This window comes from Streptomyces sp. NPDC059524, assembly GCF_042749255.1.
In the GTDB taxonomy this organism is placed as follows: Bacteria; Actinomycetota; Actinomycetes; order Streptomycetales; family Streptomycetaceae; genus Streptomyces; species Streptomyces xanthii.
The window spans coordinates 1-16,915 of record NZ_JBHYTK010000047.1 but is presented as its reverse complement, the minus strand read 5'-3'; the positions used below and the strand labels follow the sequence as shown (position 1 = coordinate 16,915).

At 70.6% G+C, this 16,915-nt stretch carries 15 protein-coding genes; 7 read left to right on the top strand and 8 right to left on the bottom strand.

Translation table 11 applies throughout. The annotated features are described in order from the left end of the window. Window positions 1-104 precede the first annotated feature (104 nt). The 5 genes from ACFW9D_RS15855 to ACFW9D_RS15835 all read right to left on the bottom strand — a co-directional run bounded on the left by ACFW9D_RS15855 (window position 105) and on the right by ACFW9D_RS15835 (window position 6,717). Complete coding sequence (locus tag ACFW9D_RS15855; protein WP_384622298.1) at window positions 105-2,057, bottom strand: discoidin domain-containing protein; 1,953 nt, start codon at window positions 2,055-2,057, stop codon at window positions 105-107. Between the two features lie 141 nt (window positions 2,058-2,198). Next, complete coding sequence (locus ACFW9D_RS15850; RefSeq protein ID WP_384622295.1) at window positions 2,199-3,092, bottom strand: carbohydrate ABC transporter permease; 894 nt, start codon at window positions 3,090-3,092, stop codon at window positions 2,199-2,201. After that, complete coding sequence (locus tag ACFW9D_RS15845) at window positions 3,089-4,060, bottom strand: carbohydrate ABC transporter permease (RefSeq protein WP_384622292.1); 972 nt, start codon at window positions 4,058-4,060, stop codon at window positions 3,089-3,091. Before ACFW9D_RS15845 ends, ACFW9D_RS15850 begins: the two co-directional genes overlap by 4 nt. A 72-nt stretch (window positions 4,061-4,132) precedes the next feature. After that, window positions 4,133-5,428 (bottom strand): ABC transporter substrate-binding protein, encoded by a 1,296-nt coding sequence (locus tag ACFW9D_RS15840; protein ID WP_384622289.1) that lies wholly within the window; start codon window positions 5,426-5,428, stop codon window positions 4,133-4,135. Beyond that, window positions 5,428-6,717, bottom strand: coding sequence for a Gfo/Idh/MocA family protein (locus tag ACFW9D_RS15835; RefSeq protein WP_384622286.1), 1,290 nt, complete (start codon window positions 6,715-6,717; stop codon window positions 5,428-5,430). The genes ACFW9D_RS15840 and ACFW9D_RS15835 overlap by 1 nt, the downstream gene beginning before the upstream one ends. A 123-nt stretch (window positions 6,718-6,840) precedes the next feature. Between ACFW9D_RS15835 and ACFW9D_RS15830 the strand changes: the two genes are divergently transcribed. Further along, window positions 6,841-7,971, top strand: coding sequence for an ROK family protein (locus tag ACFW9D_RS15830; protein WP_384622283.1), 1,131 nt, complete (start codon window positions 6,841-6,843; stop codon window positions 7,969-7,971). A gap of 104 nt (window positions 7,972-8,075) precedes the next feature. Further along, complete coding sequence (locus tag ACFW9D_RS15825; RefSeq protein WP_384622280.1) at window positions 8,076-8,987, top strand: NADP-dependent oxidoreductase; 912 nt, start codon at window positions 8,076-8,078, stop codon at window positions 8,985-8,987. A 53-nt stretch (window positions 8,988-9,040) separates the two neighbouring features. Here the strand turns inward: ACFW9D_RS15825 and ACFW9D_RS15820 are convergent, their stop codons facing one another. Together ACFW9D_RS15820 and ACFW9D_RS15815 are read right to left on the bottom strand one after the other, a co-directional pair. Then, entirely contained in the window at window positions 9,041-9,484 is a 444-nt protein-coding gene (locus ACFW9D_RS15820; RefSeq protein ID WP_384622278.1) for an ArsI/CadI family heavy metal resistance metalloenzyme, read from the bottom strand. A gap of 51 nt (window positions 9,485-9,535) precedes the next feature. Continuing rightward, window positions 9,536-10,921: an NAD(P)-binding domain-containing protein gene (locus tag ACFW9D_RS15815; protein WP_384622275.1), complete on the bottom strand. Its 1,386-nt coding sequence runs from the start codon at window positions 10,919-10,921 to the stop codon at window positions 9,536-9,538. Between the two features lie 101 nt (window positions 10,922-11,022). Here ACFW9D_RS15815 and ACFW9D_RS15810 point away from each other — a divergent pair, with 101 nt between their 5' ends. Next, on the top strand, window positions 11,023-11,397 hold the full coding sequence (locus ACFW9D_RS15810; RefSeq protein ID WP_384622272.1) for an ArsR/SmtB family transcription factor: 375 nt from the start codon (window positions 11,023-11,025) through the stop codon (window positions 11,395-11,397). A 200-nt stretch (window positions 11,398-11,597) separates the two neighbouring features. After that, on the top strand, window positions 11,598-12,623 hold the full coding sequence (locus ACFW9D_RS15805) for an alpha/beta hydrolase (RefSeq protein ID WP_384622270.1): 1,026 nt from the start codon (window positions 11,598-11,600) through the stop codon (window positions 12,621-12,623). 38 nt (window positions 12,624-12,661) lie between these two features. On the opposite strand, the gene ACFW9D_RS15800 is transcribed toward ACFW9D_RS15805, so the two are convergent. Continuing rightward, window positions 12,662-14,365: a SpoIIE family protein phosphatase gene (locus ACFW9D_RS15800; protein ID WP_384622392.1), complete on the bottom strand. Its 1,704-nt coding sequence runs from the start codon at window positions 14,363-14,365 to the stop codon at window positions 12,662-12,664. A 213-nt stretch (window positions 14,366-14,578) separates the two neighbouring features. Here ACFW9D_RS15800 and ACFW9D_RS15795 point away from each other — a divergent pair, with 213 nt between their 5' ends. From ACFW9D_RS15795 to ACFW9D_RS15785, 3 genes are all read left to right on the top strand, one after another. Then, window positions 14,579-15,232, top strand: coding sequence for a hydrolase (locus tag ACFW9D_RS15795; RefSeq protein ID WP_384622267.1), 654 nt, complete (start codon window positions 14,579-14,581; stop codon window positions 15,230-15,232). A gap of 394 nt (window positions 15,233-15,626) precedes the next feature. Then, entirely contained in the window at window positions 15,627-16,169 is a 543-nt protein-coding gene (locus ACFW9D_RS15790) for a DUF4097 domain-containing protein (RefSeq protein WP_384622264.1), read from the top strand. Between the two features lie 187 nt (window positions 16,170-16,356). Further along, window positions 16,357-16,713, top strand: coding sequence for a hypothetical protein (locus ACFW9D_RS15785; protein WP_384622261.1), 357 nt, complete (start codon window positions 16,357-16,359; stop codon window positions 16,711-16,713). Window positions 16,714-16,915 lie beyond the last annotated feature (202 nt).

Below are 16,915 nucleotides of genomic sequence, written 5' to 3'. Positions count from 1 at the left end.
GTTTGGGGGAGGGGGGCGGCCGCGCTGGCGGGGGCGGCGGGCGGGGACCCCGGCGCCGGGGGGCGGGGGGCGCGCCGGCCGGGGGGGGCCCCGGCCCAGTCGCGTCAGGCGACCGTGAGTTCATTGACGGCGATGTTGCCCCACTGGCGGTTGGCCGCCTTGACGACGAGGCGGAGTTGCGAGGTGTCGACGGGGGTGGGCAGGGTGAGGGTGCGGCGTTCCACGGTGGACGTGTTGCCGGCCCAGGTGACGGTGGCGTCGGCCAGTCGGGTGGTCCAGGCCGATCCGTTCCAGGTCTGGATGTCGACGCGGGTGAATCCCTGGCCCTGGCCGAAGTGGGTGGCCAGGGTGAGTGAGGCGATGCGGCGGGTGGTCCTGTAGTCGATCGTGATGCTGCCGGGCAGGGTCACGTCGACCGGGCTCGCCCAGCTCGTCGACTCCTTGCCGTCGACCACGGCGGCGATGGATCCCTGGCCGGTGCCCATCGTGGTGGAGGCGACCGGTGCGCCGTAGCTGCCGGGCAGGCCCTCGACCGCGCCGACCGCCACGGCGGTGGGGAGGGTGGCGCCCAGGATGTCCCGGCCGCCGTTGCCGGAGATGGCGAGACCCGCGCCGATCGCGGCTGATCCGGAGAGCGGGCGGTAGCCGGTGAGGTCGGTACGTGAGGTGGCTGTGCCGGGGGCGGTCAGCTTGGGGTCCCCGGTGATCGCCGCGCTGTCCGGCGGGACGGGGCCGCCTTGGTACAGGTTGTTGCGGTAGGTGATCCCGGCGGTGTCGTAGGCCAGGTTCGCCTGGTTGACGAAGAGGTTGTTGCGGAAGGTGACGTTCTTCGGGTTGTGGTAGACCTGCGCGATCTTGTAGAGCGGGCGGCTGGGCGAGGATCCGACGAAGACGGTGTTGTTGTAGACGTCCACGCCATCGGTGTTGGTGGAAAAGGTGAATATCTCGTTGCCGTCGTTCTGGCTGACGTTGTAGCGGACGATCGCGCTGGCCGGTGCGGTGCCGAGCGACACGGAGATGAAGAAGCCGCCGCCGTTGTCGTGGCTGTAGTTGTACTGCACGAGGCTGTCGTGGGTGGAGGCGTCCGCGTCGAAGGCGGTGCAGTCCAGTCCCCGGCCGCCGAACCGTGCTCCGTACACCTCGTTGAACTGGACCGTGGTGCGGTCGGCGCCGGACCACCAGATGCCGACGTTGGTGGTCGTGGAGGTGGGACGGGCCACGGTGTTGTACTCGATGAGGGTGTCGGCGACCTGGTTGGGGTTGATGCCGCCGGAGCCGACGTCGTGGACGTGGTTGCCGCGGATGATCAGGCCGGTGCTGGGCTTGAAGGGGCCGTACTCGCCCGAGGGGATGTTGAGTTCGCCCCACAGGGAGGTCCAGCCCTCGCGCTGCATCCAGGTGGACCAGGTGGTGATGCCGTAGGCCTTGGTGTCGGCGATCTCGTTCTTCTCGATCAGCATGCCCGTGTAGTAGGTCGGGACGCTGTTGCCGCGGACGTTGACGAGGATGCCGGCCGAGCCGATGTTGCCCGAGCCGACCTGGGCCACGCCGTCGATCTTGTGGACGTACAGGTTGCGCAGGGTGATGCCGGGGACGGCGCCGATGTCCTTGGCGCGGACCTCGACGCCGACGCGCCAGGTGGTGGATCCGGTGCCGTTGGTGATCTCCAGGCCGTCGAACGTCCAGTGCCTGAGGTTCTCCAGGAGGACGGCCGAGGGGACGGTGTTGTCGCCGGCGATGTGGGGCTTGGCACCGGTGCCGTACGAGGTCGCGGTCACCGGCGCGCCCTCGGCTCCGGAGCCCTTGGGGGCGAACTGGCCGGTCCAGGTGCCTCCGGCGAGGAAACGGACCGTGTCGCCCGGCTGGAAGGTGTGCTGGTTCACCCGGGTCAGGGTGCGCCAGGGCGTGGTGGTGGAGGTGCCGGGCGCGGAGTCGTCGCCGGCGGTGGAGTCCACGTAGTACGTCGTGCCCGTGGCCGCTCTCGCGGTGCCGGCCGGCAGCGTGACCGTCAGAGCGGTGCCGAGCGCGGCGGTGAGAAGGGCGCGCCTGCTGTGCATGGAGCCTCCTGGGGGAAAGGTCTGTGTCACATGGGGTGGTTCCTGAAGTCGTGGTGCGTCGTGGTCCGGCGCGGATCACGGGAGGTGCGTGTACGTGTGCGGTGGGGCAGGTGGCGAGGGGCCGGCCCGGCCCGTGATGGGCTACTTGCCGATGCCCGCGGTCATGCCGTCGACGATGCGACGGCCGCACCACAGGTAGAGGACGACCATCGGGTAGACGAGGATCGCGATGCCGGCGAACATGCCGCCCCAGTCGGAGGAGTACTGCATGGTGCCGTAGAGGTTGAGCAGGGCGACGGGCAGTGTGCGTTCGTCCTCTCCCGGCGCGATCACCATGACCAGCAGGGTGGAGTTCCACAGGCCGATCACGTTGAGGACCAGCACGGTGACGATGCCGGGACGGGCCAGCGGGACCATGACCTGGACGAAGGTGCGCAGGGGGCCGGCCCCGTCGAGTTCGGCGGCTTCCTCGACCTCGCCGGGCAGCGAACGGAAGTAGCCCGTGAGGACGAAGACGGCGAAGGGCAGCGAGAGCGCGACCTCGAAGACGAGCAGGGTGATGCGGTCGTCCCACCAGCCGGTCACCCAGTCCACCATGAAGGTGCTGACGGACAGTTTGACCACGACGATCGGAATGATCAGGGTCTGGAGCGGAATGCTCATGCCCATCGCGAAGTAGCTGGTCAGGGCGCCCGCCGCACGGCGTGACGAGCGGGCGAGCGCATACGCGGCGGGGGCCGCGACGGCGACGATGAGGAACGCGCCCACGGCGGTCAGCAGCACGCTGTTGAGGGCCGCCTTCGAGAACTGGGCGGCCTGCCACGCGGAGGAGTAGTTCGCCCACTGTGGTGCGGTCGGCAGGGAGAACGGGTGGATCCACACGTCGCGCGAGGACTTGAGCGACTGGAGGCCGACCCAGGCGACCAGGAGGAGGTTGAAGGCCACCCAGAGCCACAGGGCGATCGCGGTGAGCCTGGGGAGCAGGATGTCCCCGACGATCCGGGCCGGCGCGCGGTTGCTTCTGACGGGGTTCACGAGAGCTCCACTCGGTCGCGGCGGGTGACGCGCCGGATCAGCAGGATCAGAACTGCGGTGATCAGGACGACGACCACGCCCATGGCCGCTCCTTGTCCCAGGTCGGGGACCGTGGTGCCGCCGGCGATGGAGATGTACTGCTGCACGGCGACCGTGCGGGCCTCCAGCGGCGGGTTGCCCGGCGTACCGCCGGTGGTGAAGGCGAGGACGATCTCGAACACCTTGAGGCTGTTGACCACCCAGAGCACGGCGGCCACGGAGAAGACGTCCCACGTCAACGGGAGTGTGATGTACCGGAACTGCTCCCACTTGGTGGCGCCGCTCAGGTGGGCGTCCTCGTAGAGGTGCGGGGGGATGGCGTCGACGGCGGACATCATCAGGGCGATGTAGAAGCCGGTGGAGGACCAGACGAGGCCCGCGATGACGCAGCGGAACACGAGGTCGGGGCCGAGCCAGGGCAGTCCGTCGATCCCGAACACGGCGAGGATGTCGTTGACGGCGCCGTCGGGGTTGAGGAGGAATCCGATGGCGGCACCGACGGCGATCGCCGAGATGATCATGGGCAGGAACACCACGGCCCGGATGAACGCCCTGCCCTTGAGCTGGCGCAGCACGGTCATGGCGAGGAACGTGACCGCGAAGACGACCCCTCCCCCGCCCACGGCCAGGACCAGGGTGTTCCAGAACGAGGACAGGAACGCTTCGTTGTCGAGGAGGGACGTGTAGTTCTTCAGGCCACGCCAGGTCATCTCGGAGCCGGGGCCGGGCCAGCGGTACAGGCTGACCCAGACCCCGTAGAGCGAAGGCACCACGAACAGCGCGGTGTAGAGCGCGAGAGCCGGGGTCAGAAAGCGCCAGAACGCTCTCTCCCGCGCGGGCTTGACCGTGTGTCGCGTGCTGCTCGCTCGATCGGGCGGCGCGCCGGTCGGCCTGGATTCGCGCGGGGTCCGGGTTGCTGTCGCGCTCATGGTCACCTGCTTCGGGGCTGTCGGGGGCCGGGGCGTGGGTCGGTGGCTGTGCCGAGGTGCTGCCGGGCAGGGTCAGCTGTTGGCCTTGATGGAGGCGGCGCTCTTCTCCTTGCCCTGGGCCACGAACTCCCGAGCGGTGATCTTTCCGCCGAGCAGCTTGTCGTCGAGCGGCATGAAGATGTCGGTCCACCAGGCGTTGAGGGCGGGGGCTCCGTCGTACGGCTTGTGGACGGCGGTGGCGTCGGTGATGGTCTTCTGCATGCCGGTGAGGTTCTCGGGGGCGGGCACGCCGGACCGGGCGGGGATGTTCAGTGCCTCGGTCCCGATGCGGGAGGCGTACTTCTTCTGCTGGAAGAAGGCGAGGAACTTCTTGGCGGCCTCGGGGTGCTTGCCCTTGGCGTTGACGCCCCAGCCGAGCGTTCCGGCTTCGACGGAGTTCTTTCCGCCGGCCGGGTACTGGAAGGACTCGATCTTGGCGTCGGCGGGCAGCTTCGGCTTGATCTCACTGGTCAGCCAGGTGCCGTTGATGTTGAGGTCGTAGCCGCCGGTGGCGAACCTGTCCTGTGCGGCCGGGTACTTGGTGGCAGTGAAGTCCTTCTGGAAGTAGCCGCCCTCGGCAAGTTGCTGCACCTGCTTTGCCGCTGCCAGGACCTCGGGTCTGTCCCAGGCCGAGGCGTCGGTGCCGAGCGCGTGCAGGCTGCCGGCTCCGTTGGCGCGCACCAGCGCGGAGTAGAACCAGTAGGCGTTGTAGAAGGGGACGGTGCCGTCCTGGCCGATGGGGGTGCGGCCGTCCCTCTTCGCCTTGTCCAGGTAGGCGGTGAACTCGGTCCAGGTCCGCGGCGGGGTCTTGGCGAGGTCGGGGTGCTTGTCCGCGTCGAACCACACGCCCGTCGAGATGACGGTGTGGGGTATGAGGCCGAGGCCCTTCTCGTCGCTCGACGCTTCCTCGGCGGCGGCCGGCAGGACGTCCCCGACGGTCTTGCCCTCCCCCGGGATCTTCTCGTTCAGGACGTCTTCGAGGGGGGCCAGCAGGTTCTGGGCGCGGAGCTTGCCCATGGTGTCGGTGCCGGTGTCGAAGAGGTCGGGGCCCCGTCCGGCGGCCATCTCGGTGGCGAGGGTGTCGGTGCCGTTGCGGCCCATCCACTTCACGTCGACCTTGATGCCGGTGCTCGCCGTGAAGTCGGCGATCGCCGCGCGGAAGATCTTCGCCTGCGGCTCGTCCTTGCCCCAGGTGGAGGTGTACGAGAAGGACTTGTCCGCTGCTCCTTCGGCGGAGTCGCCGCTGTTCTTCTTGCCGCAGGCGCTCGCGCCGAAGGCCAGGGTGCACAGCAGGGCGAGGGCGGTGGTGCGGGTCAGGGGCTGCTTCATCACATCGTCTTTCCGGTGAGTGGTCTGTCCTGCGGGGCGAGGGTGCTGACCGTGCGGGTGCGACGGGCCGTCTCGGCGGCCCAGACCACCCGGTGGGTGTCGAGGCTTTCGCGGCCGGTGGAGCGGATGAGGGTCGGATCCTTGCCGCGTACGGCTTCGACGAAGGCGTCCAGGAGGACCTCGTCTCCGCCGCCGTGCCCTTCGGCCGCCGAGGCCCCGGGGCTCGTGTCGGTGACGACGGTGGAGTAGGTGTCGGTGAGGAAGTCGTGGACGCGGAGGTTCACGCCGTCGCCCTCGATGGAGCCGTGGGTGCCGAAGACGCGGGTCTTGCGGTGTTCCAGGGCGGCGAAGGCGGTCATCATGAAGCTGGCGGTGGTGCCGTCGCCGAACTCCAGGTCCACCACCTGGCTGTCGACGACGTCGTTGTCCGAGGCGTAGACGCAGCGGCCGTACGGTCCTTCGCGCAGGGCGGTGAGAACGCCGTGTTCGGTGTGGTCGTCGGTGACGGCGGACAGCGGCCACCACTCCTTGGCCGGGTCACCGAGGCAGTCCAGGTAGATCCGCTTGGCGGAGTAGGGGCAGGTGCTCTCCACCGGGCAGTCGAGGCAGTTGTCGGCGGCGTTCCCGGGGCGCCGCTCCGGGCGGAAGTGCACGAGGTTCCCGAAGGAGGAGACCCGTTCGGGCAGGGCTCCCTTGATGTGGACGATCCAGTCCAGGTCGTGGCAGGCCTTCGCGAGGAGCATCGGGGCGGAGGCGGCCTCGTTGCTCCAGTTGCCGCGGACGAAGGAGTGGGCCTGGTGCCACCATCCGACCTGTTCGAGGTGCTGGATGTTCATGACGTCGCCGATGCGCCCGGCGTCGAGGATCTCCTTGAGCGTCTCGGTGTAGCGGGTGTAGCGCATGACGTGGCAGACGGCGAGGAGGACGCCGTGGCGTTCGGCCGCCTCGGTGATCTGTGCGGCTTCCTTCTCGGTCGGCGCCATCGGCTTCTCCACCAGGAGGTGGTAGCCGAGTTCGGCGGCGCGGACGGCGGGTTCGACGTGCATGCTGTCCTGCGTCGAGATGATCACCGCGTCGGCGAGACGGTCGCGGTCCAGGAGGTCGCGCCAGTCCTCGAACACGTTCCGCTCGTCGATGCCGTGCTCCTCGGCGAAGCGGGTGCGGCGTTCCCGGTCCGGTTCGGCCACGGCCGTGATGCGCGCCCGGCCGGTTTCGCGGGCACGGCGGGCGTACCCCGTACCCCTCAGGCCTGCGCCGATGACCGCGAGCTCGACTTCCGGACCGTGCATCGACAACCTCCGCTGGCTGCTTGCGACTTACTAATGAAGGATGTTTTTATTAGTAGTGTTGGGTTCTGTCAATACACGTTGAGGTGTGTGTAGTTGAAGATTCGCGGGAGCGACGGATCGCGTATGCGGCGGATCAACATGGTCGCCACCATGCGGGCGCTGCGGGGCGGACCACCCATCGGGCTCACGGAGTTGGCGGCTCGTGCGGAGCTCTCCCGGCCCACGGTCGAAGGACTCGTCGAGGAGCTGACCGGCATGGGGTGGCTGGGCGAAGTGCCGCCGCAGGCGGGTCACATGGGCCGCCCCCGGCGCCTGTTCCGCTTCCGCGCCGAGGCCGGACACGTCCTCGGCATCGACGTGGGCGCCTCCAGCATCCGCGCGGTCGTCTGCGACCTGGACGGAGAACCCGCCGGCCGCCATTGCGCCGCGGTGGACGCCACGACCGGCCGCGCCGGGAGACTCGCCGCCGTGCGCGCCGCCACGGCGGCGGCACTCGCGGCGGCCGAGCTCACCCGGGCCGACGTCATGGCCGTGTGCGTGGGCACGACAGGCGTGGTGAGTTCCTCGGGAACGGTCCGCCTGTCCGACAGCCTGCCCGAATGGACCGGCCTCGATCTCGCCGCCGAGGTCGGCCGGGACTTCGACGTCCCCGTCCTCGTCGAGAACGACTGCAACCTGGCGGCCCTGGCAGAGCGCTGGACCGGGGTGGCACAAGAGGTCGACGACGTCGTCTTCGTCCTGTCCGGCATGCGCACCGGCTGCGGCATCCTCATCCGGGGCGAACTGCACCGCGGGCGCCGGGGCGCGGCGGGCGAGATCGGCGCCCTGCCGCTGGTCGGCTGGCACCGGGCCCCCGCCCATCTGACGGAGTATCCGCGGCTGCCCGAGGGAACTCCGCGCGAGCAGGTGGGCGCCCTCGTCTTCACCGCGGCCCGCTCCGGCGATCCGGCCGCTCTGGAAGCGGTGGACCGATTCGCCCAGGATCTGGCCGAAGGCATCGCCGCGCTCGTCCTCACGGTCGACCCCGACCTGGTGGTCCTGGGCGGCGGCGTGTCCCGTTCGGCGGACGTCCTGATGGAGCCCCTGCGCCGCCACCTGGACCCGCTGTGCCTGGAACCACCCGCCCTGGCGATCTCGAAACTGGGCGATCAGGCCGTCATGCTCGGAGCCGTCCGGCACGCCCTGGACCATGTCGACGCGCGCATCTACGACATCGACGCGCCCCTGTCCGCGCCCGCGCCGAAGCCCGCGTGACGGACACGACGTGAACGGGTCATCCCCGGAGGCCATGCCGGGAATCGCTTGATCATCAACGGTGTTGGCACCTGCTGTCGGACCCGCCATCTGAAGGACTCCTCGTGCGCGCCATACGGATCGATCGCTTCGGCACTCCTGACATCCTCGACGTGGTCGAGGTTCCCGAACGCGCACTCGGACGCGGCTCCGGCGAGGTGCTGATCCGCGCCGTCGCGACCAGCATCAACCCGGTCGACGACAAGACACGGGAGGGGGCCATCGGTGAAGGAGCGCCTCCGCTGCCGATGACGCTCGGCTGGGATCTGGCCGGCATCGTGGTCGACGGCGGGAGCACCGGCCTGCGCCCCGGTGAACGCGTCATCGCCATGTCGCACCAGCTCAGCACCGGGCGTGGGACCTGGGCCGACCTGGTCGTGCTACCCGCGCAGGCGGTCGCGCCCGCGCCGCGCTCCGTCAGCCTGTCCGAGGCGGCCACCTTGCCGCTTCCCGGGCTGACGGCCTTGCAGACGCTGGACTGGCTGGCGGTCGAGCCGGGCGAGCGGCTCCTGATCGCCGGGGCCGCGGGTGCGGTGGGCGGGTCGGCGTTGCAGATCGCCCGTGCGCGTGGCGTGGAGGTCGATGCCCTGGTCTCCCGGGAGGCGCAGGTCGCTTTCGCCCGCGACCACGGTGGCGGCCTCGTCACCACCGACCGCGACGCGCTGCGCGACCGGCACTATGACGCCGTCTTCGACACCTTCGGGGCGTTCGTGACCGAAGCGGTGGCCGATGGCGGCCGGTACGCGTCCGTCGCCACGCAGGCCGGTCCGGTCCCCGACCTGTCCTCGCGCGGCGTGCGCACCACCGTCAACCAGGTGCGCGAGGACGGCGCGGGCCTGACCGAGCTGTCCGAGCTCGTCGACGAGGGGTCCCTGCGGCTTCGCGTGCACGCCGCCTTCAGCCTCCACGATGTCCGAGCCGCGCACGCCCGCTTCCGCCAGGGCGGCTTGTCTGGAAAGATCACCCTGCTCTTCTGACCCCGGATTCCCGTGTCCGGGCGGGGTGTTGGGCGGCGTCCGCGGCGGTGTCCTCAGCAGCAGTCGGACGCTGCCGCCGCCTGGTCCGGACGGTCGCAGCAGACGCTCGAGGTCTGCCTGGCCAGGCGGTCGGCGTCGGCTTTGACGACGTAGACCTCCCAGGGCTCCTGTCCGGGCCCGTGGACCCAGACCTTGTCCTGGAGGGCGTAGCAGCAGGTGGTGTCGTTCTCGACGGTGGTGTCGAGCCCTTCGCCGGCCAGGCGGACAGTGGCGGCGCGGACGTCTTCGGCCGAGTCGACCTCTACGCCGAGGTGGTCCATGCGCGTGTCCTGCTCGGGCTCGCCCTGGATCAGGACGAGCTTGAGCGGGGGCTTGGTGAGGGCGAAGTTGGCGTAGCCGTCGCGGACTTTGGCCGGCTGGGTGTGGAACAGCTTGCTGTAGAAGGCGATCGAGGCGTCGAGGTCGGGCACGCGCAGCGCCAGTTGCACACGGGACATGGTGGGTCCTCCTGTCGTGGAGCCGTGGAGCGCGGATCGGGCGATGACGGTTCAGCAGCCGCCGGATGCGGGAGCCTGCAAGGTGCCGACGGCGCCGAGCTCGATCAGAGCCGGGGCCGGTGCGCAGCAGCCGCCCGCCGGCTCCTGCTCTGCGGCCGGGGTGTCGAAGAGGCCGGCACCGCCGCACACACCGGTCTCGGGGAGGGTGAGTTCGACGCGGTCGGCCGCGTCCGTGTCCCCGGCGATCGCGGCGACGACGGAGCGGACCTGCTCGTAGCCGGTCAGGGCGAGGAAGGTCGGGGCGCGGCCGTAGGACTTCATGCCGACGAGGTAGATGCCGTGTTCGGGGTGGGAGAGCTCTCGGTGACCGTGGGGGTAGACGGTGCCGCAGGAGTGCTGGTTGGGGTCGATCAGCGGGGCCAGTTCGACGGGGGCTTCGAGCCGCTCGTCCAGGCGCAGCCGGATCTCGGAGAGGAAGGACAGGTCCGGGCGGAAGCCGGTGAGCACGACGACCTCGTCGACCGGGTCGAGGCGGCGGCCGTCCTCGGCGACCAGGACGAGCCGGCCGTCCGCGTCGCGTTCGACGGCGTCGGTGCGGAAGCCGGTGACCGCGTCCGCGTGTCCGTCGTCGACAGCCGCCTTCGCGGCCAGGCCGAGGGCGCCGCGGGCCGGGAGCTGGTCGGAGGCGCCACCACCGAAGGTGGAGCCGGAGATACCGCGCCGCAGAATCCATACGCCCGTGGTGCCCGCGCCGTCAGGGGCCTTGGCGAGGTGGGCCAGGCCGGCCAGGGCGGTGAACGCGGAGGCACCGGAGCCGATGACCGCGGTGCGCCTTCCGGCGTAGCGGCGCCGGACGTCGGGGTCGTCGAGATCGGGCACGCGGTAGGTGATGCGGTCGGATGCGGCGCGCTCGCCGAGCGCGGGCAAGCCGCTGCCGCCGGCCGGCGACGGGGTGGCCCAGGTGCCGGAGGCGTCGATGACGGCGCGGGCGAAGAGGCGCTCCTCGCTGCCGTCGGCGTACGTGACGTGGACGACGAAGGGCTGGGTGTCGCGGTCGGCGTCGACGATGCGGTCCCGGCCCGCGCGCGAGACCCCGGTGACGGTGGCGCCGGTGCGGACCTTGTCGCCGAGCGCGTCGGCGAGGGGCTGCAGATACTGCTCGGCCCAGTCGGAGCCGGACGGATACGTCGCCGGGTCGGGACGGGTCCAGCCGGTGGGCGCGAGGAGCTTCTCGGCGGCCGGGTCCACGACCTCGCCCCAGGTGGAGAAGAGTCGGACGTGCGCCCATGCGCGGACCGCCGCCGCTGGCTGCGGTCCGGCCTCCAGGACGAGCGGTTCCAGGCCCCGCTCGACCAGGTTGGCCGCGGCGGCCAGGCCGATGGGGCCGGCACCGATGACCACGGTCGGCAGGGAGGCGGGCGCGCTCTTGTCAGTCATCACGTTCTCCAGGGCAGGTCAGGGGCACCGGACTGCTGTTTCGACAGATGTCGATATGGACGACCTTGCCACGCGGCATCGACAAGTGTCAATATCGACGTATGTCGAATACTCGCGTGGTGGAGCTGCCGGTCCTGAACCAGTCGGACGAGGCTGTCGCACCGTGCTGCCCGCCGCTGACCGAGCGCCCCCTGAGCGCCGAGGAGGCCGAGCGGACCGCGAAGATGTTCAAGGCGCTCGGCGATCCGGTGCGGCTGCGACTGTTCTCCCTGGTCGCCTCGCACGAGGGGGGCGAGGCGTGCGTGTGCGACATCTCCGACGTGGGCGTCTCGCAGCCGACCGTCTCCCACCACCTGAAGAAGCTGAAGGACGCCGGTCTGCTCACGTCCGAGCGACGCGGGACCTGGGTCTACTACCGGGTCGAGCCGTCCGTCCTCGCCGCCATGGGGCAGCTTCTGACCACGGCGGCCCGCTGAACCGAGCGGGCTCGCGTACACGAACGGCCGGACACCCACCCGAGCGCTCCGGGCCGCTCTCTCAGACGGCCTCCGCATTCCTCGGCCACGGCAGCGGGGCCTGCGCCGGGGCATCTGGTCCCGCACGGCAGGGTGTTTCTGGTTCCACCTCTGCAGGGGTGCTGGGCCGATGGTGGGCCGAACGGGCCGTTCATAGCGTTGTGTTCATGAGCGATGACACGAACGCACAACGAAAAGGCGCCACCCGGCGAGCGGCGCTGCGTGGGCTGGGGCTCGCGGCGGGAGGCACGGCGCTGGCCACCGGGCTCGGGACCTCCTCGGCCGGGGCGGCCCCGCATCGCGGGCTCACCACTTACGTACTGGTGCACGGCACCCACAGCGCCGGGGCCTTCTGGATGCCGATCGCACGGGAACTGGCGTTGCGCGGCCACCGCGTGGTCATGGTGGACCAGCCTCGGCACGGCGCGGAGGCGTTCGTGCCGGAGTCGTACCAGCGGCAGGACCTCGCGGCGATGGCCGTCGAGCCCTCCCCGCTCAAGGGCCTCGGGCTGGACGACTACGAGGCGCGCGTCACGGGCATCGTGCGGCAGGCCGCCGGGAACGGCCCGGTGGTCCTGGTCGGGCACAGTCTGGGTGGCGTGTCGGTCAGCCGTGTCGCCGACGCCGTCCCGCAACTGCTGCACCACATCTGCTACATGGCGGCCTTCTGCCCCAGCCGCGCTCTGCCCACCGCGGACGCCTGCACGGCGGCACCCGAGAACGCGAACGCCGTCAGCCCGGTGGAGCTGACGGTGGGCGACCCGGACCGGCTCGGGGTCCTGCGGCTGAACTTCCGTACGGGTGTCAGCAGCGAGTTGGCCCTTCTGAAGGAGATGATCTGCGCGGACTACTCCGACGCCGACTTCCTCCGCACACTCGCCGGCATGCAGACCGACGAGCCCGTCGCCGCCTATGCCGGACGGGCGGTGGGCCGGGCCGGCGCCTGGGGACGCGTCCCCCGCACGTACCTGCGTTTCGGCAGGGACCGTACGATCGCCACCGCGCTCCAGGACCGGATGATCGCGGAAGCCGACGCGTCCACACCCGGCAACCGCTTCCGCGTGCACGACTTCCCCGGGGCGTCACACGTCGGTCCTCTGGATCCCACCCCTGTTGCGGACGTCCTGAACACCCTCGCAGTGCAGGGCGACTATGGTCCGTTCCCGGGAGATCGTGCGGACTTTTGAAGCGATCGGGGGCGATGGAGCGAAGCGCACCGCCCCGTCTACCGCTCCGTCGGCAGGTCGAGTTCCGCCCACACCGATTTGCCGTAGGCCGTCCGGCAGGCGCCCCAACGCCGGCACAGCATGTTGATCAGTTGCAGTCCGCGGCCGCCCTCGTCGGTCGGCGCCGCGAACTGGATCTGCGGCAGATCGGGGCCCCGGTCGGCGAGCTCCACGACCACCCGGCCGTGCCGCACGAGTCTGAGCGGTCCCGGCCCCTTGCCGTACCGCATGGCGTTGCCGACCATCTCGCTGACCACCAGCTCCGCGGAATCCTGCAACTCCGGCTGCCCCCAGTCGGCCAGCTGCCCGCGCACGACCTTCCGCGCGAAGCTGCCGGCCGACGCGTCGGCGGGCAGCTCCCACATCCGGATGTCCTCTGCCGCGTCGTGGGTGTCGGCCACGAGCAGGACGGCGTCATCGAATCGTTCCGGTGTGGCCAGCTGGTCCACACCGGGTGCCGGTGCCCCGGCGGGCATCTCGGCCGCGGTCCGGCGCAGCCGCTCCAGGTCCTGGGCCAGGTCACCACCGCGCGTCTTCGTGAGGCCGTCCGTGTACAGCATGAGGCGCGCGCCCTGGGGCAACGTGATCCGGGCGCCCTCGTACGGGATCGCACCGGCCCCGATCGGACCGCCGACCGGCAGGTCGACGAAGCGGGCGTCGCCGTCCCGGTCGACCACGAGAGGCGGCAGGTGCCCGGCGGAGGCCAGCGCACAGCTGCCGTCGGCCGGGTCGTAGACAGCGACCAGGCAGGTGGCGACCTGCTCCTCGTCGAGGTCACGCGCGGCCAGGTCCAGCCGGGTGAGCACCCGCTCCGGCACCGTGTCCAGGGCGAGCAGGACGCGGGCGATCCCCCGCAAGCGGCCCATGGTCGCGGCCGCCGACAGGCCGCCGCCGAGCACGTCGCCGACCACGAGGGCGGTCCGGCCGCCGGGGAGCGCGGCGATGTCGAACCAGTCGCCGCCCGCCACACGGCGGTCGCGGGCCGGCTGGTAGCTGGCACGGGCCTCCAGCTGAAGGGTGAGGGGAGACTCGCGCGGTAGCAGGCTGTGCTGGAGCGTCACCACCGTGTCACGCTCCCGCTGGTACAGGCGCGCGTTGTCGAAGGCGACGGCGGCCTTCCCGAGCAGTTCGGTCGCGAGCGCGACATCGGCCCGGTCGAAACCCGGCCGGTCACCGGAGCGCACGAAGTCGGCGAGCCCCAGCAGCACACCGCGGGCGACCACCGGGACGACCATATAGCTGTGCACCCCGGCGGCCCGCAATTGACCTGCGCCGCTCGGAGTGGAGGCGATCTTCATGAAGTCCTCAGGGGTCACCCGGGACACGAGAACCGGCTCCCCAGAAGTCAGAGCGTCCCTGCCGTAGCCGGCGAACGAGGTCGCGCTGCCGACGGGGGTCGCCTCGATCATGCGGACCTGCGGGATCCAGGCGATCGCCATCGCCCGCATGGCCGGCATCCCCGGCCCTCGCCATCGGTCGATCTCAGCGCCGCGCAGTACGGATTCGAGCAGGTCGACGGCCGCGCCGTCGGCGAACTCCGGCACCACGAAATCGACCAGCTCCTGCGTGGTCCGCCGCAGGTCGAGCGTGGTACCGATCTGCCGCCCGGCCGCGTTCAGCCAGGCCAGATCCGCCGGCACACGTACTGAGCGGGCCTCGTCGTACCGGCTGTCCTCGTACGCCCCGGGCAGCGGCTCGACCATTGCGTTCACCTGCCTTTCCAGGCCGCCTCTCCCACCACCTTCCCACCACGGGACCGCATGGGTCACGCGGACGGCGGGCACCCGCACCCCTCGCCGGCCGAGCGACGACCGGCGTGCGGCGGCGTGTCGGTCGTGGCAGCTTCAACAACGGCCCCAAGCTCAGCACAAGCCGCTCCCCGGCGCACTCTCCTCCGAGAAAGAGAGAAGCTCACCATGACCGTCGACCCCGCGCACAAGATATCCCCCGAGCCGGTACGGGACACCCTGAGCGACCATCTGCTCACGCCGGACAACTGCGCCGTGGTCCTCATCGACTATCAGGCGGGCCAGTACGCCACGATCGGGTCCACCAGCCGCGCCGAGATCGATCTCGGCGCCACGACGCTGGCGCGGCTCGCCCGCGCGTACGAGATTCCCACCGTGCTCTCCACCGTCGGAGTCGGCATGGGCGTCAACGAGGGCACCGTCCCCGAACTCGCCCGTGAACTCGCCTCCGTACCCGAGATCGACCGCACGGGAGTCAACTCGTGGGAGGACGCGGACTTCCGCGCCGCCATCGAGGCCACCGGCCGGAAGAAGATCGTCATGGCCGGTCTGTGGACCGAGGTCTGTCTGGCGTTCCCCACCCTGGACATGCTCCGTGAGGGCTACGAGGTGTACCCCGTCATCGACGCTGTCGGAGGCGTCTCCCCCGTGTCGCACGCCACCGCCATCGAACGGATGGTGCAGGCCGGCGCGCAGCCGATCACCTCGATCGCCTTCGGCAGTGAGCTCATGCGCAACTGGGCGCGGCCGGACGCCGACCGGTTCCGCGTGATCATCAACGACTACTTCCGCCGCAAGCGGGACATCGGGGCCTCGGAATGAATGAACAGGCCCCACATCCCGGCCACTTGGAGGCTGCCGGACCGTCCGGGCTGAGGCCAGCCCCTGGTTGAACCCGGGGGTACACCCCATGGTCGTGTGCCGCCGACCGCCATAGCGTCGAGGTGCGTCGCGCCGGAGACCGGCACGGAACCAGCATCTTCTTTGGGCCTGTTCAGACGGCTCACGACACTTGGGGGACATCCATGCGTCAGGCACTCCGCTGCCTTGGGGCCTTGGCGGCACCGCACTCACCGCCGGCGGACTCGCCGCGTGCGGCCTGGTCAAGGGTGAGACCTTCGAGGACACCAGCACACTGTCCGGGAAGATCACCTCTGTGCGGGTGGAGAACGGGTCGGGTGGTGTCACCGTCAACGGCACTGAGGACGATGGGAAGTTGTCCCTGCGACGGGAGATCGAATACCGGGACGACAAGCCGCGGGACGCCACCCACCGGATCGAGAACGGCGTGCTGATCCTCGGCGGCTGCGGCAGCCGCTGCTCGGTCGACTACACCGTCGACGTGCCCGCCGGCATTCCGGTGACCGGTGAGCTGTCCAGCGGCGCGGTCCACCTGAACAAGGTGGGGGCCGTGAACGTGACCACCAGCTCCGGCCGCATCGAGCTGCACGGCGTCTCCGGCGCGGTGGAGGTGAGGACCTCCAACGGCAGGATCACCGGGGACGACATCAAGGGCACGCGCGTCCAGGCACAGACCTCCAACGGCGCGATCAAGCTCGACCTGGCGACCCCGCTGGACGTACAGGCCCAGACCTCCAACGGAGACATCACCCTGACCCTGCCGAAGGCCGGTTATCAGGTGACGGCGGACACGGACAACGGGGACAGGACCATCGGCGTCTCCGACGACCCGTCGGGCAAGTACCGACTCGGGCTGCGGAGCAGCAACGGAGACATCACGGTCCGAAGCGGCGCGTGAGCCGATGGCGGGCACAGGTCGCACCACGTTCTGCGGGAGCATCAGGTCCACCCCTGGGCCCGCCCCGTCCCCCACATGACCCATGGACGGCCCCCTTGGGGTGAATACGGCCCGGCAGAACCCTTTCCGTGATCTTGAACGGGACAGCCTGGGCGGGAACCTACTCGCCCTGCCGCAAGGAACCTCGATGCGCCTTCGTACGACCCTGGCCGCCGCCCTCGGCGCGCTCACGCTCACGCTCGCCCTGCCGGCCTCCGCGTCGGCCGCCGACGGCGACTTCTCCTACACCCACGTCGACCCCAGCGGCCTGCCGCAGAGGGCGACCCTGCACGACCCGGCGAGCCCGGGCTGTGTCACGCTGCCGGAGGTCGCGGACCCCGGCTCCTCCGAGCCGGCCTTCGCCCCGCACAACGACACCGACGAATGGGTGATGGTGTTCACCGAGCCCGACTGCACGGGCGACTCCTGGACGCTGCGCCCGCACGGAAGGCCCGCCAGCGACCGCCTGAAGCTGCGCTCGGTGTTCTTCACCGGGCGCCAATAGGACCTGTCCCACGGGGCACGCCGGAGCCGGCGGGTTTGTGGGACCAGGGGAACCTCTCGGCCGGCGACGTCGCGCTCCTCGCCGCGCCCCGGGCCGCCGCCCGCGGGGGGGGGCCCACCCGCGCCCGCGCGCGGCGCGCCGCCCCCCCCAGACCGACACGCGCGCCGCGGGGGGGGGGGGGGGCGAGGGAGCGCCCGCCCCC